Annotated in this window: 13 protein-coding genes; 3 read left to right on the top strand and 10 right to left on the bottom strand. The window is 43.3% G+C overall.

The features are described from left to right. Nucleotides 1-121: 121 nt before the first annotated feature. The 4 genes from D082_RS06125 to D082_RS06110 form a co-directional block, all read right to left on the bottom strand. Nucleotides 122-12,640, bottom strand: a complete 12,519-nt coding sequence (locus D082_RS06125) for a SwmB domain-containing protein (protein WP_028948870.1) — start codon at nt 12,638-12,640, stop codon at nt 122-124. Between the two features lie 265 nt (nt 12,641-12,905). Next, the gene (locus D082_RS06120; RefSeq protein WP_028948871.1) at nt 12,906-13,718 is read right to left on the bottom strand and encodes a class I SAM-dependent methyltransferase; all 813 of its coding nucleotides are present in this window, start codon (nt 13,716-13,718) and stop codon (nt 12,906-12,908) included. A 78-nt stretch (nt 13,719-13,796) separates the two neighbouring features. Next, nucleotides 13,797-14,825: a dihydroorotase gene (gene pyrC / locus D082_RS06115; RefSeq protein WP_028948872.1), complete on the bottom strand. Its 1,029-nt coding sequence runs from the start codon at nt 14,823-14,825 to the stop codon at nt 13,797-13,799. 51 nt (nt 14,826-14,876) lie between these two features. Continuing rightward, nucleotides 14,877-15,152, bottom strand: coding sequence for a DUF2442 domain-containing protein (locus tag D082_RS06110; RefSeq protein WP_028948873.1), 276 nt, complete (start codon nt 15,150-15,152; stop codon nt 14,877-14,879). A gap of 156 nt (nt 15,153-15,308) precedes the next feature. Here D082_RS06110 and D082_RS06105 point away from each other — a divergent pair, with 156 nt between their 5' ends. Next, on the top strand, nt 15,309-15,773 hold the full coding sequence (locus D082_RS06105) for an ABA4-like family protein (RefSeq protein WP_028948874.1): 465 nt from the start codon (nt 15,309-15,311) through the stop codon (nt 15,771-15,773). A gap of 50 nt (nt 15,774-15,823) precedes the next feature. On the opposite strand, the gene D082_RS06100 is transcribed toward D082_RS06105, so the two are convergent. Together D082_RS06100 and D082_RS17320 are read right to left on the bottom strand one after the other, a co-directional pair. After that, on the bottom strand, nt 15,824-16,048 hold the full coding sequence (locus tag D082_RS06100; RefSeq protein WP_238546862.1) for a hypothetical protein: 225 nt from the start codon (nt 16,046-16,048) through the stop codon (nt 15,824-15,826). An 87-nt stretch (nt 16,049-16,135) separates the two neighbouring features. Next, complete coding sequence (locus D082_RS17320) at nt 16,136-19,177, bottom strand: NACHT domain-containing NTPase (protein ID WP_051738702.1); 3,042 nt, start codon at nt 19,175-19,177, stop codon at nt 16,136-16,138. Between the two features lie 301 nt (nt 19,178-19,478). On the opposite strand from D082_RS17320, the gene D082_RS06090 reads away from it, so the two are divergent. Continuing rightward, a complete protein-coding gene (locus D082_RS06090; protein WP_028948876.1) occupies nt 19,479-19,832 on the top strand; it encodes a DUF4258 domain-containing protein in 354 nt (117 codons plus the stop codon). Between the two features lie 235 nt (nt 19,833-20,067). Here the strand turns inward: D082_RS06090 and D082_RS06085 are convergent, their stop codons facing one another. The 3 genes from D082_RS06085 to D082_RS06075 form a co-directional block, all read right to left on the bottom strand. Next, nucleotides 20,068-20,277 (bottom strand): type II toxin-antitoxin system HicB family antitoxin, encoded by a 210-nt coding sequence (locus D082_RS06085; protein WP_051738921.1) that lies wholly within the window; start codon nt 20,275-20,277, stop codon nt 20,068-20,070. 65 nt (nt 20,278-20,342) lie between these two features. Next, nucleotides 20,343-21,620, bottom strand: coding sequence for an FGGY-family carbohydrate kinase (locus tag D082_RS06080; RefSeq protein WP_028948877.1), 1,278 nt, complete (start codon nt 21,618-21,620; stop codon nt 20,343-20,345). Further along, nucleotides 21,607-22,086 (bottom strand): SufE family protein, encoded by a 480-nt coding sequence (locus tag D082_RS06075; RefSeq protein WP_193386684.1) that lies wholly within the window; start codon nt 22,084-22,086, stop codon nt 21,607-21,609. The genes D082_RS06080 and D082_RS06075 overlap by 14 nt, the downstream gene beginning before the upstream one ends. A gap of 263 nt (nt 22,087-22,349) precedes the next feature. On the opposite strand from D082_RS06075, the gene dmeF reads away from it, so the two are divergent. Beyond that, entirely contained in the window at nt 22,350-23,354 is a 1,005-nt protein-coding gene (gene dmeF, locus D082_RS06070; protein ID WP_028948879.1) for a CDF family Co(II)/Ni(II) efflux transporter DmeF, read from the top strand. Nucleotides 23,355-23,412: 58 nt separating this feature from the next. Here the strand turns inward: dmeF and tnpA are convergent, their stop codons facing one another. Then, the gene (tnpA, locus tag D082_RS06065; protein ID WP_028948880.1) at nt 23,413-23,814 is read right to left on the bottom strand and encodes an IS200/IS605 family transposase; all 402 of its coding nucleotides are present in this window, start codon (nt 23,812-23,814) and stop codon (nt 23,413-23,415) included. Between the last annotated feature and the right edge of the window lie 28 nt (nt 23,815-23,842).

Below are 23,842 nucleotides of genomic sequence, written 5' to 3'. Positions count from 1 at the left end.
TTACGTCGCTGTAGTGTCAATCAGTGGAATAAATTGTGGACTAAACTACGTTTACTAAGTTGGATTAAGTTATGCAAAAAACTAAAGTTAAACATTTTAGGACAATTTATTTTTACTTATTTTACAAAGGTGAAAATTCCAATTGTAAAATCAAGTCGTTATAATCCCGATCTCCGCCACCGACCATATCTTCAAAGCCGAAAAGATTACTACCTAGACGAGCCACTTGACTGATGCCGGTGGGGTTAGCTCCATTGAAAGAGAATAGGGCAACGGGGCCAAGATTAGGATCGTTAGTAGGATTCTGGTTTAAAACTTGGTAAATGGTGGCATTGGGAATAATAACCACACCGTACATACCATTGCCCAATAATTTAATCGTTTCTTGGCTGGTGCTAAAAAAGCCATCAGGGGCAGTTAAACTGACACCAGTTAAGGGATCTTGGGCACGGCCTAATGCCGCTTCGGTATAACCTGGATCGCCGGGTTTGAGATCAATTTGGCGATCGCCATTAACATCCAATCCCCCAGTGAGACTGTCAACTTGGTACAGGGCAATGAAATTGTCATAGGCTCCGGCCCGACTGATGGAAACTTCCGCAGTGACGGATTGACCCAATGGGCCCGGTACCACCAAGGTTTTGGAGCCAATTTCAGCGGTAATACCATCAAAATTCAGTTGATGATAACCCCGGCTATCCGTTTCTACGGTGGGAGGAGCGTTAATAGAAAAAGTTGTCTGGGAGCCCTGTTGACTGTAGAGTAAATAGTAACGATTAGCTTCTAAATTGGAATTACTAAAGCTACCAAAAAGTTGCGATTCTGTTTCAATCAGCTTATCCACATCACTGAAGCTTTGCTGGGCTAAACTACGGGTTAAGGCCTTGGTAGAAGCACTGCTTTGACTATTGAAAATGATTTGCTTGCGGGCTAAAGCTGCCGCTTCATAGCCAGGATCATCAGGTCGCAAACCATTGATTAAACCATCAGCATTATCTACCGCAATCCAGCCCAGTTCATAATTTTGATTAGGGCTACTGATTAACCGTAATTGCACTTGCCCATCGGCATTGGTGGGAGCCCAAAAAACTCGATTATCATTGGTGAGCAAGCCCGGAATTACCCGGCTCAAATAACCTTTAGTTTCTACCAAACCATTGGTTAAACCGTCTGCATCACCCCGATCGCCATCCCACAGTTGAATTGCCACTGCCTGGGGATTATTTTGACTATTAAAGGTGGTAAATTTAGCCCCGGTCATGCCATTAAGCATCAGGGATTGATAGGTTTGGGTGAGGGGATCATAGCCCAAAAAGTCGTTAAATTCTGTCAAGCCATTAACGTTGAGGTTAATTTCACCATAACCATCGTCAACAGTGCTAGAAAAATTAATTGCCCCTGCCATTAAGCCATTTTCTAATTCTTCCGTCAGATAATTCCAATTGCGGATTTGTGCGCCATTGGCATCCCCCACTACGGAAAAAGTTTCTCCCCAGTTGCCCCACTGTAACCTTTCATTCACTAAAGAAACCAATAACCCAAATTGGCGATCGCCAGTGTAAATACCATCATTGGGAGTTTTAACATTGACTGTTTTTTTCGTTTCCCCAGGATTAAATATTAGCTGTCCTGCCACGGGTAAATAGCGATTACCTGCTTTGCCGTCCAAGTCTTGGGTGAGATAACTAACTAAAACATATTTGTCTAAATTCCCTGTTCGCTCAATGACAAAATCTACTTCCTCTCTGGCTTCGGAAGTAATGGGATTGGAAACAAATAATTTGGTGGGAGCATTGGGATCAGAAAAAGTAAATAAACTTTGGTCAGAGTCAATTAAATTATTGCCATTAGCCGTTCCATTACCGCTGGGTAAAATAAGCTGGGGGGTATTCTGATTTGGAGCGGTAAAGCTCGGTACCGTTGGTTGGTTAACTAATACAATGGCAGCAGAATTATTGGATTTATATTGATAAAATCTTTGCCCATATTGATAAATCGTTCCATCCGCACTAAAGTCATTGCTCAATTGCAGACTATCGCCACTTTCATCCATTAACACAACGAGGGTATTGTCACTGGATAAATTAGTGACTGTTAGGGAATTAAGGGTTAACTGATTGGCCCCATAATCCCGAATATCAATGCTTTCAAAATCCCTCAATCTAAGTCCCGGTGAAAGGGTAGTAATATCCCAATTTTGGCCGTTGTAGCCCTGCAAAGCCAAAATATCAAACCCGGTTCCCCCATCCAGCCGTCGAAAATAGGTATCGCTGACGGAAACCCAATCATCCCCAGGGCCCGCATAGGCCACATCTAACCCACCTTTGGTGTAAATCTGATCATCCCCTTGGCCCGCCAGAAAACTTTCCCCCGTGGGACTTCCCAGCATCACATCATCACCGATGGTTCCAGTTTGATTTACAGTCTGGTTAAAATCACTGCCAAAGAAAACATAGCTCAGGTTATCGGCTTGACTATTGGGAACGAGAGATTCTGTCCATAAACTATCAATTTGGGTGACGGGGGAATTACCCTGAAGCTGTTGCCAAGACTGACCAGGGTTCGGTAAATACCAAAGTTCGCCGTTTTGATTTTGGGTATCCCCTAAGCCCGCCGTAATCTGGGGCTGGCCATCAGCACTCCACTGTACGGTCATGGCATTCAAGGGGGAACTTGGGGAGTTAATGTCTGGTGTGGCAGTCCAGCCAGAGCCGTTATAGTAACTGACCGTACTATCCGCTTGACCAACAACAATTTTTAAATTGCTGACATTGCTAGAGGAAGTGGGACTAGGGCTAACATTCCACTGCACGGCCATTTGGGCGATCGCCGCTCCGGAGGGCAGACCAGATAACAAAGTCCAGCCCCCCTGGCCACCGGAACCTTGGTAATACCAAACGGTGCCATTATTGCCGTTATTATCCCCCAGGCCGACTACCACTAAAGGTTGAGCATTGGGACTTGTCCACTGTACTGCCATTTGTTGCACCGGATAAACCCAGCCATCGTCGTGGAATTGAGTCCAAGTGTTGTTATTGCCTTGGTAATATTGCACTTCGCTGTTATCCAGACCAACCACAATATTAGGATTAGCGTTTTCCTGCCACTGTACTGATAATTGGGTAACGCCTTTGCCAAAATTATTGAGAGTTCGCCAGCCAGATTGGATGTTGTAGTAAATAACGGCCCCATCCTGTAGCCCCACTACAATTTGCGCGGGAGCGCCATCACTACCCCATTGCACTGCCATCTGGGTAATGGCCGATCGCCAACCTTCTCCCTGGTAAGGGCCACTGTTGACCCAGGTTGAACCGTTATAGTATTCAATACCCCCTTTGCCTGCTAACCCCGCAACGATTTGGGGATTGTCTCCCGTGTTCCAGTTCACCGCCAGTTCGGCGATCGCCTCTGAAAATTTGCCCCATTTTTGCCAGTCTTGGCCAGTGCCACCGGGATAGTACCAAATGTCGCCGTTGGATTGACCGATGATAGCTTGGGGAGGTTGACCGGGATTATTCCAATTGGTTGAAATTTGATTAGTCCTGTTGTCCGTCTCGTTCCACTCTGGATTGCCAAGGATACTAGTCTGACTACCGTCGAAATAATAGATAAATGTATAATCTTGGTCGATGTTATCTCGACCATTTTCTATAAATACGCTCTGCTGGTTATATTGCAAATTTTGTTGACCAGGGGCACCGATAATAAAATCAGCAAAACTATCACCGTTAATATCACTGCCACCACTGATGGCAATACCGGCTTGGGAGTCCGGCAGGCCGTCAATGGCAAAACCTTGGACACTGGAACCCTGGGATTGGTTAGCCCGCAGTTGACCTAGATCGAAGGGTTGACTATTCCATTCTTCCCCACCAAAGACGACAAACACACTTCCCTGGTTATTTTCTGCATCAACGGTGTAGGGGGAACTGATTAATAAATCATCAAAACCATCCCCATTAACATCTCCTGCTCGGGCAATGTGGGAAAGTTGATATGTACTTATTTGTCCATTGGGATTAGTAAAGGGAGCGGCAAGAATTACATCGGGTTGGGCACTGCTGTTTAAACCCTGGGTAGTGCCGTAATAAATGAAAACACCCCCTTGGTTGCCGGGGCGACTTAAATAGTTGGGCAGATTATTCGGTTCCCCGATCGCCGCCGCATAGTAGTTGGAAGCTAGGACAGCTAAATCGGCGATGCCATCCCCGTTGAAATCACCAATATTTTCTAATTGGTTAGCTCCAGCTAGGGTATCAATGACGGAAGCATTAGTGGGGGTGGGCAGGAGGGAAAAACTACCGGCGGTGGAAATCTGTCCCGCTATTTCCCGGCGATCGCTACCAATGGCAATCTCTGTATAACCATCCCCATTGAGATCAACCCCGGTGGCGGATGTTTGGGTTTCGGGATAATCAACATTGGTAAAACTGTTGAGACTACCAGTTTCGTTACCCCAGGCCACCTGATTGCCGTTATCTCCCCACAGTAGTACGTCATCATAACCATCGCCGTTGTAGTCCCCAATGGCCATGGATTTTGTCACTCCCCCCACTTGGTTAATGACCACAGGGGAAGAGCTGGAGGTAATACTTAATGTTTTTAAGTCCCCAAGGCTGGTATCTCCCAAAACAACATAAAAATTACTGTTACTATCTAAAATCCCGAAATCCTTAAAACCATCGCCGTTGAAATCCCCCAAACTAATCAAGTCCCGAAGGGTGGCATTGGGAACGTAAATCAGTAAATCTTCACTGCCACTGGCCGTCGTTAATAAATCTTTGGTGCTGTTACCAAAAATAATTGCTCCGGCATTATTTCCCCCGGAAAAAACATCGGCAAAGCCATCACCGTTAACATCCCCCAGGAAGCGGACTAAACTACCGTTGCCGACAATATTTCCTGTGAAGGGAAGGGGAAAACTGGTGACATTGATTTCTTGGGAACCTTGGGGGCCCGGATAGCTTAGATAAAGTTCATTGTTGGCAAAAGTAATGGCCGGGGGAGCTTGGGTAATACTGTTGTTGATAACTTGGGGCGGTGACCAATTACTGCCATTGTTGGAACTAACGAGATTAAGCTGATTGCTAGTGGTATCGACGTAGCTCAGATAGAGATTTTGGCCATCATTGGTAAGGCTAGGGCCGCCCTGGGAACTAACTCCAGGAATGGGAATACTATTCCAATCGGAAGCGGAAAGGTCAGGGTTATTGGTAGAAGTTAGAAAATCGTCGGCATTGGGATTGGCGATGGTTCCCCCTTTATAGGCGAGGTAGAGGGTATCTCCTAACACCGTCGCACTAATGGCACTGATGGCGGTTTGATTGCTGCCAATCTCGCCGGCGTAAATCCACTCATTACTGCTGTTTAAGTAAAGTTGCAAAACATTGGAATTACTGTTATTGGCGGCAAAGAGCAGAGATAGGGTTCCTTGATAAACCACTAAAGTTGGTGGCACCGAAGAATATTGTTGCTCTATCGGAGTGGGAGAATTCCAGTTTTGTCCTCCATCTTGACTGGTGATGATATAAAGTTGATTAGAACTATCCACATAGGCTAGATATAAAACATTGTTAAAAAAGGCGATCGCTGGGGGAAAGATTGTTTGGGCGGCCTGAGGTAACTGTACTTCCCAATTCCAACTTTGACCGTTATTGGTACTGGCGGTGAAATAAATTTGGTTATTGCCACCGAAACCTTTATAGGCCAGATATAGGGTTGTGCCATTAACCAGCATGGCTGGAGTAGTGTCAATATACTGAGAAGTGGTCTCAAAGGTCGTAGGAGGATTGCCTATCAAATTGCCGTCAATTACAAAACCATTATCAGAGGCGACATCGGCTAAATTGAGACTGCCATCGTCGGCTAACCAGGGCTGACCATAGACTACATAAAACTGTTGAGCGTTGGGAGCACTGATCAGAAAGCTATCAATGGGATTGTTATTGGTGCCAGTTTTTCCCGTGATATTACCTAACCTAGTTACCGCTGTTCCTGCCAACTGATTAGGGAGACTGCCATTGAGCAAGAACACGTTTTTGCTGTCACTGCCCGTCGCACTGAGATCGAATTGTCGCCCCACTTCGGATAAATCTAAGGGGCCAAATAATAAATAACTCTGCCCTGTACCGTTGCTGGCCTGGGGAGCGGTAATTAAAAAGTCCTGGTAACCATCGCCGTTCACATCTCCCGGAGCCATGATGGTTATCCCTGCTTTACCCCCAGCAATGCCACCATTGATGGTCAGATGACTGACTTCGTTGAGGGCTTGGTCAGAACTGGAGGCCACAGCCTTGTCCCCACTCAGCACATAGACCGCTCCAGCACTGCCATTGACCCCCAGGGCCGAAATGGCCAAATCCTGTTGACCGTCCCCATCTAAATCCGTAAAGTCCCCCAGGGCGATCGCCGCTCCGGCCAAATAGTTGGCTCCTACTCCATTGGCGGCGGGAACATTGGGCCCGGTGTAGGTAGCGATTTTGCCAAAGGATTGACCACTGGGTTGGGAAAAAACATGAACTGCCCCAGCGGCGATCATGATGTTATCGGGGTAATTACCTTGGTTGCCGGTTGGTAAGGCACTTTTGCCTACCCATTGGTTATTGATGTTCACCCCATAGGTGGAGGAACCAATAAATAAGTCATCGGTGACATTGTTGGTAAAAGTAAGAGGACCACCGGTAATGTGGCGAGAAACCCCCAAGCTGTAACCCGCCGTTTCCCCAACGGTAATGGTCTGGGCTGGATTTTGGGGATTGGTCAGATTAAACGTTTTCCCAGTGTGGATTGGGGAAAGTTGACTGGGACTGCTGAGGGAAACGAGATAGACCTTACCCACTGCAACTCCATCACTGTTTTGGGCAAAGGGCGCACCAAAGGCAATTTGGGGGCCATTACCAGTGAAATTGCCGATCGCCAGGGAAAAACCAGCTCCACCGCCCGTATCTATGCCGTCAATGACCACACCCTGATCACTACTCCACTGACTAGCATTACTAAGATTAATGGTTTGATTTTGACCCTTCAGACTTTCAAGGTATTTGCCGTAAATGACGTAAATGCGCCCCGTTCCCCCGTTGTAGTTAGCGTCACCGATCACCAAATCATCAATGCCATCCCCGTCTAAATTCCCCGTCACCAGGGCCATGGGCACATTGTTGTTAATATCGCCCCCGTCGGTAATGCCCGTAATTAGTACACCATCAGGATTACCGGATAAATTTGTTGTTGTTAAGGGATTAGTGGACTGTTGGCTTAAAACTTGGCCCCCGGCAAATAAAAGCTGGATTGTGCCCCCCACCGAGTTTCCCTGGCTGGTATAACCCCGATTGCCCACCGCCACATAGGCTAAATCCCCGTTACTAAAACCACTGGCCATAACTGCGGCGATCGCCGGATTGTCGGTATTAACCACAAAACCACTGTCCACCAGGGAAAGGGAAGCATCATTGGCTTCTTTTACCGTTGCGATGCCCAACACCTGATTGCCTAAATAGTCCAGAGCGTTAGTAGAGACCGGGCCGCCCTGATTAGGCAAAGGGGAAAGGGACATAAATTGAACCGGATCTTTTACCCCCTGGAGGTAAACATTAACCGTGGCGGAGGAAGTGAGGGGACTACCCTCCGTATCCACAAAAATAGTCAAGGTTTCCGTTGCCCCCATCACCCGATGGGAAAAACTAGACGTGGGATTCAGGCTATTCAGCAGGCGATCGCCGGAAATAAACTCTAGCTGGGGCGTTGTCGTATCTGCGTTTTCTGCTAAAACCACCCCTAGTTGCCAACCACCGAGGGGATTTTCCGTGCCATCCGTACCCACACTCCAAAGTTGTTTATTAGCTGTGGTAACGGAAACACCAACAATCTCAAGGCCTTGTTGCCCGGTTAAATTAACTTGAAAAATGGCATCAGGATTACCATTAGGCGCAATTTGACTATTGTTATTGGGAGCTGAGTCAGCGGAAACAATGTCCCAAATCGGGTTATTCGCCGCCGATAAAATGGTGGGTATTACTTCATCAATGGGATCAATATTTGTGGGAGTTTGCCAGCTATTACTGTTACTATCCCAAACGCTGTAATAGGTTTCTGGCCCCGCCGTTACTGGTTCAAAAAAGCGGGCTTCGTAGCGACCACCAATTTCGTTCACTCCCAAAACGCCGTCCACCAATTGACTGCCGGTTAAACTCAATAAATTATCACTGGGGGAACCGGAGCTAGGACTCGTGGAAGTATGGGAAAGAACCGAGTTATAAAAGGCAAATTCATCCAAATAAACTGGCCCACCATTGCCCGCTAAAGTTAACGTTCCCGACTGGGGCAAATTGGCAAAAACAACATTTTCTAAACTACCTGCCAGTTGCCCATCTACATAAAGAGTCAGAATGTCATCAACGGGGTCATAGATTCCCGCCACATAATGCCAATGGTTAGTGGTAATCGTCTGGGTAATTTGGGAATTAGCACTATTATTGAGAGCAAAAGTTAGAATTTCTCCATTTAAACTCAGGTCAAAAACCCCTGCTAAATCGACTAAATTAACTAGACCCCCCGCCGTCGGCAGCTTGAACCAAAATTCAACGGAAAAGCCCTGAACAGGAATGGATATAGGAGAATTAATTGTGACGCTACCGCCATTAAATAATGCTGCAGGGTTAAAGTCTCCCGTATTGGTATCAGTATTTTCCAGGGCTCCCACTTGACCAAGGCCAACTCCACTTGCGCTGTAGGTGCCATTTCCTGCCAGAGATAATTGCCCTTCATTGACCGCTGTTGTGCCGTTTAATTCCCCCAGTCGTAGATAAAGTAAAGGGTTTTCGTTGAAGACCAAATTACTGTAAGAAGCGGGCTGACTTTCTGTCCAAAAGATAGCTGGTTGACCATTAATAGAGCTAATAGTTAATTCACTAAAACTATTAGGAGCAATGGTTGAGTTAGCTCCCCCTAAGGTAGTTTGACTTGTCCAACTGGTGCCATCAAAACTTGCTAATTGAATAGTGGTATTGGGATTATTATTACTGTCCAGTTGGGTATTTAACCAAGCCGCTAATAAACTGCCATTTGGGCCAATTCCCAAAGTTACTTTTTGATCTTGACCAGAATTATTAGAACCAGTCTGGTTAGAAACGATGGGGGCGGCCAAGCTCCATTGATTATCGGGACCAAGCACAGAATAGTAAATGTCTGATTGACTGAGGGCGGTATTAATTAATTCTGCTTCATCGGAATTATAGTTTTGTCCCGGAACCGATTTCAGTGCTAAAGCGGAACTATCCACGTTAACCCAAGCCACAATATTTTGGGCTATGTTCGTGGTGGGATTGGTGTACAAAGTTGCGACAACATCGGAGTTAATACCGCTAGTGCCGGGAATGGTTGTAATGGATGAAATACCACTGTCACCAAAGGGAGAAAAGGCTGTTTTAATAACCGTGCCGGTACTGGATGCTGTTGTTAAAAAATTATTGGCGGTAAATTGCTGAACAGTCTGGGGAGTGCTGGCATTGCTAACTAAATTATTTTCTCCATTGGAGTTAGGATTATAGGTGACGGACACCAATTGACCCTGGCCAATAATATTGGCTAATACCAGGGTGACGGAAGTATCGGCAACGGTGACACTAGTGACATTAACTGGGCTGTTAGTATCACCATTGACAACAACGGTAAACTGATTACCATTGGGAATACTGTTGCTATTTAAAGTTTGACTGAAGGGAATAGTAATTAAATTGGAAATTACTGACCCTTGCAGAGTGGTAGGGGCGGTGGTAACACTGCTAGAAACTTGAACAGCACTGGTAAAATTTGGAACCCAAAATTCAGTGTTGGTAGCGTCAGATAAATAGAGATTATTACCCAGATTTGTTCCACTTAAACCATAGCTAACCTCAGTGATTTGGGTAAGATCAATACCATTGCCAATGGTCAGAATAATTGTATTTTGCGACAGGGAAATATTAGTGGGATTGGCTGAATTACCATCACTGGTTTTAATCGTAAATTGATCATTACTGGGGGGATTGGCTGAATCGTTTTTAAGGTTATCGGCAAAGACTAAATAGAGGTAGTCTCCCTCTGCTAAAACAGAAATCGGGGTAATGGGGGGTGTGTCACTGCTCCAAGCCAGTAATATGTCCCCTTGACTGGTGAGGGCTAAGGCGGGGGAACTATCCTGGGCAAAATCACTGGTTAAATTACTGAGAACAGGTTGGGTTTGAACATTAGCGGAACTCGCAAAAGTGCGGTTAATTAGACCCCTAGCGGTGGGAGGGGTGGTGTTACTGACGGAAAAAGCGGCGATCGCCTCTTGGTTGGCGGTTTGTAGTTTACTGGAACTATTTGGGTCAGGATTATATTGAACAGTGTAGTTTTCCCCCAAAGCAATAGTTGAACCAGAAGCAAGGGTTAAAACAATACTTTTAGAGTTGAGGGTAATGCTAGCAGTATTGACTATTTGATTATTACCATTATTACCATTAGTCACAATAAACTCATCTAGTGACGGAACAATATCCGTATCTAATTCACCATTAAAAGCGATAACAATCTGTTGATTTGCTTGGCTATAGCTATTGCCTGTACCACTGGTGGGATTGTAAGTATAAATGAGAGTATCGGCAGAATTAATAGCAACAGGACTACTGGTAAAATTGCCTAGTTGATTGCCCGAGTAACTAACTACTACATTAGCAAAAGGTTGATCATTCAGGGTGGTGTAAGGGATTTCCTTTTCTAGTCGTAAAACAACCTGACTGGTATTAGTTTGGGCATCAGTTTGTAAAACTACTCCAAAGACGGGAATAGTGGATATTTGGCCACCGGGGCTAGTAACAGTAACAGTAAATTCTGTGGGGGTAAGATTAGTATTAGGGGCTAGGGATTGGGAAAGGTTAATTGTTAGGAGAAAGCCATCTACACTGGCAACTGAATCAACGGCGGAGGATAAATTAGTTTGGGGATTTTCTATCGGCAAAAATGTGGGAAAAACCTGTGTCCAAGTGGGAAAACCTGCGTATCTTGCACTCAGAAAGCCCAACAAATTAACGTTAATATTATAGGGGGCACCGACGGTTACTGAAGATGGCGTATCCCCTTTCAAAGTAAACGTGCCATCGGCAAAAAAGCCAATGGAACCAAAAAGCTTAAAAATATAGGGAACTTCTATACTGCCTTCAAACCCTAAGGTAACGGGAATTCCCAACAATAAAGATTCCAATTCCACGGAGCTATTTTGATTAATGGAGGCAAAAGCCGCTTCCAGATTGGAGATTAATGCTAGGGCTGCTGTGGATTGGGAAAAACCCGGCAATAAAGAGAGAGAATCAGTAACTAATAAACGATCCGTGTTGCCGCTTAAGTCAAGATAGGGAGCTAGTAGGGGAGAATATGTATTTGGATCTTTTGGTTCCACTTGCCATTGCAGAGCAACACCGGCATTAAAAAATAGACCAAAATTAGCATTTAAACCAAGGTCTAATATGTCGTCAAAGCCAAACAAAGGAATGGAGGCTGCAAAACTAGCTAGTGCTCCTCCGGTTTCAACGTAGAGTGGTAACTTTCCAGCTGAATTACCATTACTATTGCCGTAGCTGTATAGAGAAGATAGGGTAAAAGACAGATCAAACCCATCTTTGGAGTCTTTGCTTAGGGCCCCTCTTCCTTGTCTTCTCCATTTATCAAAACGATTACTATCCTCGTTATTACCAATATTCCGCCTTTGTTTTCTGCCTATGGTAGCTAGGGCATTCAGTAGCAGCCGTCCATTGGTTGCCTCACCGCCCCCAAACAAACTCCACTCGGGATTATTGCCGGATGAACCCTGTAAAGAGACAGAAAGAATTAAAGGGCCAAAGATTGTTTCTAGGACTTTATCGGGTTGTTGACCTAATTTTTTTGCCAGTATTAAAGATAAGCCGTTGAGGTTAAAATCACTGGATGCGTTCCAGTTTTGCCCTAATCCTTGGTAGCTAGGTTTATTGCCAAGGAAATTTTGTTCCCCTTCACTCAGAACGGTGTAATTAGCCGCAGGGGCGTTGAGATTACGACCTAGATAATTGTAAGAACTGCTCTGAGTAACACCATCAACGGAAGCTGTAAATAAGTTTACATTGCCGCTAAACTGATTTTGATTGATAGTAAAACTTTGATAATAAAGATCGGTATCTTCTCGAATGGCTTGATTGTTAGCACTGTCCACATTGACCTTTTGCCCAACCACAAACACGGTGCCATTTTCTTCGGCGATCGCCCTGGGGGCCAAATCTCCTACGGAATCAGCGGTTAGGGCTTGGGGAGTGGCTAACCATTGGGTTCTGCCCCCGGAGTTATAGCGGGCGGCGGTGTAAAAAAGATTGCTGTCATTGCCACTGCCCTGCTGATAAACCACCACGAGTCCTGGGGCTGGGGCGGCACTGCTTTCTCCACTAGTGGGTTGGATTAACTTATCATTAGCAATCAAGTTCAAGCTGGTGAGGGATTGATTGCCCACGTCGGCGATCGCCTGGGCGTTCTCCCAAGTACCGGAATTAACGTTATAAACAGCGTGCCAGAGTAAGGAATTCTCGACCCAAACAATGTGGGTAGTACCTGCTGAATCCGTAGTGAGCGCAGAAAGGCGATCGGCCAAATTGATAGTCATAAGTTCGGTTAATTGCTGGGAAAACAGGCAAAACCAGTGGCTTTAACTTGGCTTGCCCACTCAATACTGAGATACTACTTTGCTTTTTCGCCGATTCCCTCTTTGCTCTCCGCTATTATAACGAAACAACAGTAAAAACAACTAGTTTGAAAGTCAGAGAAGGTTAGAAAAATAGCTATGTTCAGTGATATTACTTAATGGACAATGATGGTGGCCAGACAATTAAGCAAATATAAAAATTTTGATCTTTAATACTGGTGAAGACCTAAGGTTTTTTGCCACTGACTAAAAATGCAGTAAAAGCACAGAAAAACTGCCCAGTCCGGTCACTTTGATTAATAGTCCTGAGCCAAAGTGTAAGATCATCCTGGCTAATTATTTCTTGTTTGCTAATTTTTTCTACCGTCCGAGATAGGTCTAAAATTTTATCGGCCAACTCAAACTCGGTTAGGGAAATGGTAACGGGTTCTACCGTAATGTCAGTTAAGTCTGCTTGCCGGAAATATTTAAATAGATAGCGACCCACCCAGCCAGAAGGAAAGTTATCACACCAAAAATTAACCAATGCACGGGTTATGCCCCGCTGGTCTGAATCTATGACCAATGTTTCCCAGTCCGGTTCAAAGGCCACCACCCAACCATTGGATTGCACAACTCGGGTCATTTCGGCGATCGCCTGCTGGGGATGGGACATATGCTGTAGGGTTCGGTCAACCCTGGCCGCAGTGAAAGTGTAATCCGGGAAGGGTAATTGCTCTGCGTTAGCTAAGACAAAGGCAAACTCAGTGGTGGATTTTTTTGCCCGTTCCTTTGCCTGTTTGAGCATAAATTGACTGCGGTCCACCGCTGTAATTTTACCCGTTTCTCCGACATAATTAGCTAACAAAAGTGCGTCATTGCCGGTGCCACATCCCACCTCCAGCACTGAATCACCGGGCTTTAACTGCATTTTCTCAAACGTTTTTTGTTTGTAATGTTTATACAGGTCTAGTGACTGTTGTAATTCCAGACAACTGATAAAGTTTTCAATATTTCCAGAGTTATCTAAATCTTGAAAATCGCTGGCAAAGTAGGTCATGATTGTGGCTCAGTGAAAAGAAAAAGCAAATCCATTTAATTACTATCAATAATTTTCACTGCACTCCACCTTTTTGGATCACACCATTTGCCAAGTTATTTCCTCGCCGGCCCGTAGTGGCACCAGCCCAGACTCAGGGAAGGGCAATTCAGCGGGAATACGCCAAGGGATTTTCGTCAACGTAATTTGTTCTATATTACGGGGCAATTGATAAAAATCTGGGCCATAAAAGCTGGCAAAGGCTTCCAGTTTATCCAAGGCATTAACACTTTCAAAAGCTTCGGCGTATAACTCCATGGCATGGAGGGCAGAATAGCAACCAGCACAACCACAAAAACTCTCTTTACTATTGCGGGCATGGGGAGCACTATCGGTGCCCAGAAAAAATTTAGGATTACCAGAAGTAGCCGCCTGTAGCAATGCCAAACGATGTTCTTCCCGCTTCAAAATTGGCAGGCAATAAAAATGAGGACAAATGCCACCTTTGAATAAAGCATTGCGACTGAATAGTAGATGTTGGGGGGTAATGGTAGCGGCAATATTGCTAGCAGATAAAACAAATTGCACTGCATCTGAGGTAGTAATATGTTCCAGCACCACCCGCAGTCGAGGAAATTTTTCCCTAAGGGGAATTAGATACTTTTCAATAAAAACTTTTTCCCGGTCGAAAATATCAATATGGCTATCCGTTACTTCGCCGTGGAGTAATAGGGGTAAGTCCACCCGTTCCATTGCTTCCAGCACTGCATCACACCGACTGATATCCGTAACGCCAAAGTCAGAATTGGTGGTGGCTCCAGCGGGATAGTATTTCACGGCTTTAACAAACTGGGACGCTTTAGCCGCAATAATTTCTTTGGGATTGGTATTATCCGTCAGATAAAGGGTCATCAGCGGTTCAAACTGGCTCCCCGCAGGCATGGCGGCGAGAATCCTTTCCCGATAGGCGGCCGCATCAGTGACGGAACGCACCGGAGGCTTTAAATTGGGCATGATGATCGCCCTGGCAAATTGACGGACAGTGTGGGGCAGAACCGCTTTTAGGGCCTCTCCATCCCGTAGGTGCAGGTGCCAGTCGTCGGGTCGAGTGATGGTAAGCTTTTCCATTGCTTAATCATAAGCTGGTTTAGGTTTAGTTAAAAGCCTTTTTCCCCTTCCTTAAACTTCAAGATTTAAGGGGCTTGGAGACGGCGATCGGGTAATTACTTCATACAGCACGTCGGGGTCTAAATCTGCTCCATTGGGCCATTGAATAGTTCCAAGTTCCGGATTGATTTTGACTTGAGCAAAATATTCAAGGTCTTTAAGTGGTTCGAATACACCTGTAAATTCAATTTGTTTTTTAATGTCAACTATTCCATCTTGATTGTCTTCAAATCGTAAATAAAGCTTGTAGTTTTTGAGAGGGTTAACAGCGACAATGTCTTGTAGCATGGCTTACTCGAATTGTTGATTTTTTTTGCATTTACGACAGAGCTTGATAGATGCCTGTCTGCTACATAAGGCGATCGCCTGCACGGCATGATTCTGTAAATTCTTTTATACTCTAAATTGTTCTATCGACTTGTTGGTAAGCAACTGTTATTGAAAATGGCTACCGAACTACTTTTTAATCTAAGCAATCTATTTGTATTGCCGTTTTGGGGCTTGATGATTCTACTACCACGGTGGCAATGGACGGAAAAGGTGATGAAGTCCCTGATCCCGATCGCCATTTTAGCTGCGGTTTATCTATTTTTATTTATCGGTTCCTTGGGTTCCGAATCGGCGGCGGCGTTGGCCAGTCCGGAATTATCGGCTATTGCCCAAGCTTTTGCTGACGAAAAAATTATGGCAGTGGGTTGGGTCCACTATCTGGTGATGGATTTGTTTGTGGGTCGCTGGATTTATTGGCAGGGACGGGAAACAGGAGTTTGGACAGTCCATTCCCTCATTTTATGTTTATTCGCTGGCCCTATTGGTCTGCTGTCCCATCTGATCACGGGGGCTATTACCAAACAGTGGGGCAAGGGGAATGACTCGACAACGGAAACGCCCCAAACGGAGATTGGCTAATCACTTCATATAATACATAGGGGTCTAAGTCTGACCCTTTTTGCTACAAATCATTTCAAGTGACGATTAATATTAAGGTTGATTTCATCTCTTGTTAGGTTACGCCATCCTTCGACAGAAACCGGATTTTCTGCAAGTCGATCCATTAAACGTTTTTTTCGTTTGGGTTTAACAGTAACTTCTACTTCTAATTCTTCTTGAAGTTCTTGATCATATTCTTTGGGAATGGCAATCATTCCTTGATTAATTTTAGCCGTGAATTCAATAGTTTTCATTATATATTTACCGTACAAGTTAACTTCTTTGATAAAAATGCTTCATTTTTAATTGGTGACTTGATATAATTTACCATATAAAAATGTTTAGCGATTCCATTCAATTTTGACAAGATCATTAAATTGATCGCAGGTTTCTAAAAGTAGTTGACTAGGTTGTCGGTTATCCAGAAATAATACAAGATCATTGATTTTTAATTGATCTTTTATTTCTATAAAAATGTCTTCTATTTGATCAACTAAATCTTCAGCAATTACTTCTATGTTTTGAGTTGGTTGACCAAATATTATTTGAATTTGAGGCTTAATCTCTAAGGGTAAAGACTGAAAAATACGTTTTTTAAAACGTTGCAATAATTTTATTTTGTCAACAATAGAGTTCAAGTTTTCAGTTTTGATTGAGAGTGAATAGGGAGAGCTTTTAATTTGCTCATCAAGAAATTCTTGCTGAGATTGTAGTTTAATAAATTCATTATTCCATGCATTATAAAACTCAGGATATGACATTTGATTAGACAATATCCTAAGTAAATCCTCAGATATTATATGTAATAATTCATTGTTGTGACCAAAATTTGTTAAATATATTGATTTTAATAATCTAACAATAATGCATAGTTTATCTTTGATAATTAAACCATGTATAACAAAGTCTTCAAGAATGATCTTGATAAATGCTAGCAAAAAGCTTAGTGTTGGTTCTTCTCTACCGTTGAAATCTAGTGTGAGTAAAGTATCAATTACTTCTTCTCTGACTTCTCGAATATTGGTTATACAAAAAACATCGCCTAAAATATAAATTAGTGAAGACAAGAAAATGTCATTCCGTTCTTTTAATTGATATTCATCAAGTAAATTTATAATGCTAACTTGTTTAAAGCTTACTAATTCTGTCAATTGTCTAATTGCAAGCCCGCGCTCAAAGGTTCCTCCGCCAATAATATCGCATAAAAAAGCGAGATCTTTTGACAAAAGAATTTTATTTACATGATCTTCAAAAACTATATTTATGTCCCTTATTCGCTCATAATGTTGCTTATAATTTTTGGCATAAAAGCTATCCAGCAAAAATATCATAGAAAATCTATGACCATAATAATTGTCTTCTTTTAGCTTTGATACAAAACTTACCGTGACTGATTTTTGTTCAAGTACCTGAGAAGAATAATGAATTTTACACTTCTTAAAATCATGAATCCAAATACCCAAATTATAAAAAGTTTTATAAAAAAACAAATCCTTGATTCCAGAATTCCAAGAATAAATATCTTTTATTTTTTTCGTTTTTTGTATCACATTCTCTAACTTATCCCAATCTTGATCATGTCCTGGATATGATGTAGCTATTATTCCGATAAGTTCATCTATCAAAATATGAATATAATCTTTGGCAAATAAACCATCACATCCATCATTAAAGTTAATAAGAGAATATCTTAAACTTTCTTGTACCTCATTTGCAATATTACTTCTTGTCATCCATAGTAAAAAAACTTCTTTCCATTGACTTCTAAAAATACGGTATTGGCATTGTTGTCCATTAATGTTTTTGAATGGGTTAGGTTTTTCATTATCGTGATGAAAGAAAAAGCTAGGATTATCAATGGTAATTGCTGCAAAATACTCCTGAAAACTAGGATGTAAAAAAGCATAAATTTTTTTATGATTTTCCTCTGCCTCTCCAATTTCATTTAGCCAGCCTAAATTTAGAGCTAGCTTAAATAATCCTTGATCTGATTCACCTAAAACCTGACTTACTTGTGTTTCAGTCATGCGAAACCGAAAATCATCCCGGTCCAAAGCCTGTTTTGCTAACTCTCCTAAAGCTCTATTTAACTCCTTTCGTTGAGTCAGTGTAGTTGAAGGCTCTTGTTTCAAATCATAATACTTTTCAACGCATTCTTCGTAAAGTTCTACTTTAGTATTGGGTAATGTTCCTTGTCGTTTTTGCCATGACCAACAAATTAACTTTAAACGCAGAGGATTTCGGGCTAAATCACGAATTCTCTCTTTTCCTGGTTTATTTAATTCATTTATTAGCCCCTCAGATAGTTCTTTATTATCTAAAAAAATATTAATGAATTTATCACGCTGATAGTCAGAAAAATCTAAATTGCGATAAACATCAAACCCATTTAAGGCTTGACGATTGCCATCCCAGATATTAATTCGACATGTTGTAATAATTTTGGCTTGATCAAGCCAACCACAAAGTTGACGATTAACCCAAGCTAAGGGATTTTCCAACAATCCCATTTCATCAATCCCGTCAAGCAATAACCAGACATTACCCTGATTAAATATTTCAACTAATTCCTCTTGGTCTTCTTTACTGCTTTCTAATTTACTCAAGGCATTTTTTAACCATACTCGAAGTAAATAATTTTCTAAGGAACAACCTCTAAGATCAGCTAATGAAATCCAGATCACATGATTTTCTGATGATTGCTTTATTAGCCATAAAGCAACTTGTTGTAAGCGGGTTGACTTACCAGATCCTGGTTCCCCAATAATAGCTATCCTTCGACCCTGACTTTTGGGGCTATCTCTTTGGAGCAATACCTCAGTCAAAAATTGATCATTTTCAAATTTACGGGAAATTTCATACTCATTCGCCCGATATAAGGCTGATCCTTGTTCAGGTTTAACTTCTCCATGTTTTGATTTTTCTTTGCGTTCAATTAGTCCTAGAGGAACATAGATATCCGCTGTTTTAATTAGTTTTTCAGTTAAAAAAGAATTATTGAATGTCAAGTTATTAATTTGCTTATCGAGCATTCTCTGGAAAATGGAAATATCTATGGTGACTTCTGAATTATTTGTTGATATTTTCTTGATTTTTGTTGGAGCAACCCATTCTTCTACCAAGTCTTCCGGCATCCATCCAAGAGTAGTGGCAATAGTTTGAATCGTATTCTTTTCTGGATTACGTCCAAATTGTGGGTTAAAAAAGTTTTTGATTGTATCAATACTTATTGCTCTCCCTGTCTTTTCGTACAATTCTTCATACATTTGCTCTTGCGTAGTGTACACAAAACCCTTTTCCCTCATTGTTTTTTCCAACAGAGGCAATACTTCAGGTTTGACAGGATAACTACGCTTACGGCGTTGTTTGGGTTGTTCGCTCATTTTGTCGTTCAAAATCCCGTGTGCTTCTCAATCTACCAAGAAACTCTGGTATCTGCCCAGTGACGTTTAGTGAAAATAAGTGAAGTTAAGACGATGCTTAAGTTCATTTAACAGCACTGGTTTCTGAGGATTGAAATACTTAATCTGGAATTGTCGAGGGCAGAAAACCAAAGACCGAGAGGGCAAACCCCCAAGACCCCTGAGAGAAGGTTCCCAACCTGGTGATGGGCCAGTGAAAGAAAAAACATGACTATTTAAACTGCCTGAGTCACTAATCCAATTTACCCCCAACTTTAATCCTATGAGCAAACAATCCACCATTATTAATCAACTAATTCAACAGGATAACAACATCGTTCCCTGTCAAACTCTTAACTCGTTTAATTCTCACAAAGACAAGAATCACTTGCAACGCCGCCAACAACAGCGTGCGATCAACGACGACATGATTAAAGTGGCTCTGACCTATGGAAATAAAGATTATAGCTACGGCGCAGTACGCTTCACCTTGACAGACCGCACTTTGAGCAAAACCCCCTACGCCAAGTTCGCTGATTCTCTTCGGGGACTACGAGTTGTTTGTCGCTCTACGGAATCTACACCCGAAATCATCACCGCTTACTGGCACACCAAAACAAAACAACGTGCCCGTTGAATTCCTACAACTAAATTAAAAATTGTTACTTTTATCTTCAAAATCTGTAAAAAATTCAATATTTTAAACTGCACCATTACCATGCCTAAATTCCAAAAATCCAGATCTCCCAAACATATTCAAAAACAAATTATTTCTCTCAGTGTTTATTCTAAAACCTGTCGCTTTTGTAATCGTCCTCCAATTCCCGGTGATGACTTCTGCTACGGATGTGCTGCTCATGAAAGTGATTAAATTATCTGTGATCGTAGTGATAAACGCCTATACTCCCATAGGCGATCGCCTCTTCTTGCTCACTAGCAACTTCAAGCCATCCTTCCACCGCCTCTTTAACCATTTCCATCAGATGATCGTAACTATTCCCCCAAGTGTGGCAACCGGGTAGGGCGGGAACAGAAGCGCACCATTGGTCTTGTTCTTGCCAGACTAATACTTTCAGCTTCATAAAATTGGGGTATAGGGTTTGGTTGATTATATTGTAGGCAACCATTTAGGGACGACCATTCAACTTTATTCCCAAGATTGACTATTTATGGCTAGGCAAGCAGAACCATAGGCTGCCTCAGACTGAGCGGATTTTTGTACCGGAACCTGGAGCAAATTTTGCCGAATGGTTTGCCAAGTTAAATTATGTGCTCCCCCCCCAGCAGTAAACACCTTTGTTAAGGTTGTTGCTCCCAACTTTTGCAACTTTTCATAGCCCTGGACTTCAATGCGAGCCAAACTTTCCAACAAACCGTGTAAAAATGCCACATCATCCCCTGGTCTGGGTTCCAATCGGGGTAATAAATTAGGATCATTAATGGGAAATCTTTCCCCCGGTTGCAAAAGGGGATAGTAATCTAAACCACTGGGTTGATGGGGGTTAATTTGGGCACTTAATGCCGTTAACTGTGCCGACGAAAAATAATGTTGCAACACCGCTCCCCCAGCATTGGAAGCTCCCCCTGTTAACCATAAATCGCCCAAACGATGGCTATAAATGCCGCTGGCTAAATTCGTTACTGGTTTGTCACTTAGTAACTTCAGCACCAAAGTGGAACCCAAAGAAGTCACTGCTTCCCCTGGTTGCGTTGCGCCACTGGCCAAAAAAGCAGCAATGCTGTCCGTAGTACCGGCACAAACTAAACAATTTTTAGCAAACTTTTTTGCATTGACAATGCTAGAAGATAACCGAGAAATTACTCTGCCAGGGGTAATTACTGGAGGTAAAAGGGAAAACCAAGGGGCATTTTTTAACCAATTAGGATAGGTTAATTGCTGGGGATCGTAGCCCAGTTTGAGGGCATTGTGATAATCACTAACCGATCTGCTACCGTGGAGTAAACTTGCTAACCAATCTGCTTGATGGCAAAAGTAATGAGCTTGCTGAAATTCCGATTGTTGGGAGTACCAAAGCAATTTAGCCAGGCTAGAAGTAGCACTTTGTACTAAATGATCCGGCGGAGCTACTTGTGACAATAAATGTTTAACTTCCTTGCCCCGGTCATCGTTATACAAAAGAGGCTCCATTAAAACATTGCCCTGGCTATCCAACAACAAAACAGTGGAGGAAGTGCCATCAATGGCGATCGCCTGAATCTGGCTACTTAGTTCAACGGGGATTTGGTCCAAAAGATGAAATAAACTTTCCTGCCAAATGCTGGCTAATTGCAAACCAGGAACTTGCTGGAACCGGATTTTGTTCTGCCAAATTAATTGTTTGTGCTGATCAATAATTGTCGCCCTGGCCCCGGATGTACCAAAGTCTAAACCAAGGAAAAGTTTAGACTTCTCAACTTTCCCCATAGGACTGACCCAACTGAAAGGCGATCGCCTTGGTCTGCATCATCTTAAAAATGTTGTAAAAACCGTTGGCCCGACTGGGGGTCAAGCTAACCTGTAAACCCGTCGCTTCAATGAAATCCGGTGTTAACTCGACAATTTCCTGGGGGGTTAAACCGTTCAAACCTTGAATTAACAAAGCCACCAAACCTTTAACCAATTGGGCATCGGAGTCCCCCTGGTAGATGACTTTGCCATCTTCGAGATCGGCGGTGATAAAAACCTGGGAAACACAGCCCTGCACCTTATTGGCGGGAATTTTCCCCTCCTCTGGCATCGGCTCTAGCTTTTTGCCGTACCACAGCAACTGCTCATAACGTTTTTTGGGGTCAGTGTGCCGTTGAAAGCGCTCGACAATTTTGGCAAGATTAGGGGGTAAAGTAGCGTTGACCATGGCGAAGTCAGAAAAAATAATTGATAACCTGCTGATAAAGTCCGATTCTGGCCCCCAGAGCAACCTACTAAAGCCCCGGCAATAATGGCCATTATGTGGATTTCCTCCGGGGTTGGGGGAACCAAGGACTAGTCAAACCCATTCTGGGCTGTTACCCATTGTATCCATTGCTGGGCAAGGCTCAATAAAGCTGTTTCTCTCCCTCTTTTGATAGATAAGAGAACATTTTTATTTATTGTTAAATTCTCCCTTTTTTCCATGGCATAATCGGATTTAACCTTGAGCCGGGTTGATTAACTATGCATTTCCACACCCCAGAGTCCTGGCAACATTCCCATGATTTTGCCAACCAACACCAAAGCCACGCCGAGAAAAATACCAAAATTGTTATGGTGCTCACCGCTGTCACCATGGTGGCAGAAATCATTGCAGGCACCGTGTTTGGTTCCATGGCCCTATTGGCGGATGGTTGGCACATGGCCACCCATGTTGCGGCCTTTGGCATTACTTTGTTCGCCTATCAATACGCCCGTCGCTATGCCACTAGTCCCCGATATACCTATGGCACCGGCAAAGTCAGTGTTTTGGGGGGATTTGCCAGCGCGGTGGCCCTAGGGGTAATTGCCTTTCTGATGGCTTTTGAGTCTATTGGTCGTTTTTTTTCTCCCCATAGCATTCAATTTTCCGAGGCGATCGCCGTGGCTATTCTGGGGCTATTGGTTAATCTTGTTAGTGCCTGGCTGTTACAAGACCGTGACGACCATCACCACCATGGGCACCACCACGAACATCATGATGATCATCACCACCATAGACACCAAGACCATAATCTCCGGGCAGCCTATTTCCATGTATTAGCTGATGCCCTAACTTCCGTCCTCGCCATTGTTGCCCTAGTAGCTGGTAAATTTTGGGGCTGGGTTTGGCTGGATGCGGCCATGGGGCTAGTGGGAGCGGCGGTGATTATCAAATGGGCCTATGGTTTAGTGAATGACACCAGTGCCATTCTCCTTGATGGTTCGGTGGACAAAAAAATTCAATTAGAAATTCTGACGGCCCTGGAAGCCAATACTGACACCCGCGTCATGGACCTCCATGTTTGGTATCTCAATGAGAATTATCTAGCTGGCACCATTGCCTTAGTCACCCACTTTCCCCAAAGCCCGGAATACTACAAACAACAACTGAGCCACATTTCTTCCCTAGCCCATGTGATTGTGGAGGTGAATCCCTGTTCCGGAGAGTCTTGTTCAGCGGAGTCATCTACTGTTGGCGTAATAGCATCTGGGCCAATAGCGCCATAATTGTTAGTTTTAGGGCCACCATAAGGTTATCAGAAAAATGGGTTTAAAACCCCCTCCTTCAGGAGGGCTTTAGTTGGTTTTGTATGTAGAGTCTGAGCATTTCGATAGGAGCACCACCAACAGTAGAAGCGAAATAAGAAGGACTCCACAAAGAATCTTTGCCATAGGGTTTAGGGAGGTTTGCTTGTCCATATCGACGACTAGAGACACCTTTTAAGGCGTTGACTATTTGCGACACAGATAGCTTAGGTGGAAACTCAATTAAAGCGTGAACATGATCTGACTCGCCATTAAATTCAATCACTTGGAAATTCATCTTCTTTGCGACATCATTAAACGACTTTTCTAGTATAGCAAGCCCTTCTGAAGTTAGGACTTGACGACGATACTTGGTGACAAAAACCAAGTGAATTTTTAAGCTAGATACACTGTTTCTCTCCCTACGCAAATTAGTTGTCATTTTGGGGTTGTCTAAGCTAAAATCAGAT

This window comes from Synechocystis sp. PCC 6714, assembly GCF_000478825.2.
Classification (GTDB): Bacteria; Cyanobacteriota; Cyanobacteriia; order Cyanobacteriales; family Microcystaceae; genus Synechocystis.
This window is presented reverse-complemented; position numbering and strand designations above follow the sequence as displayed.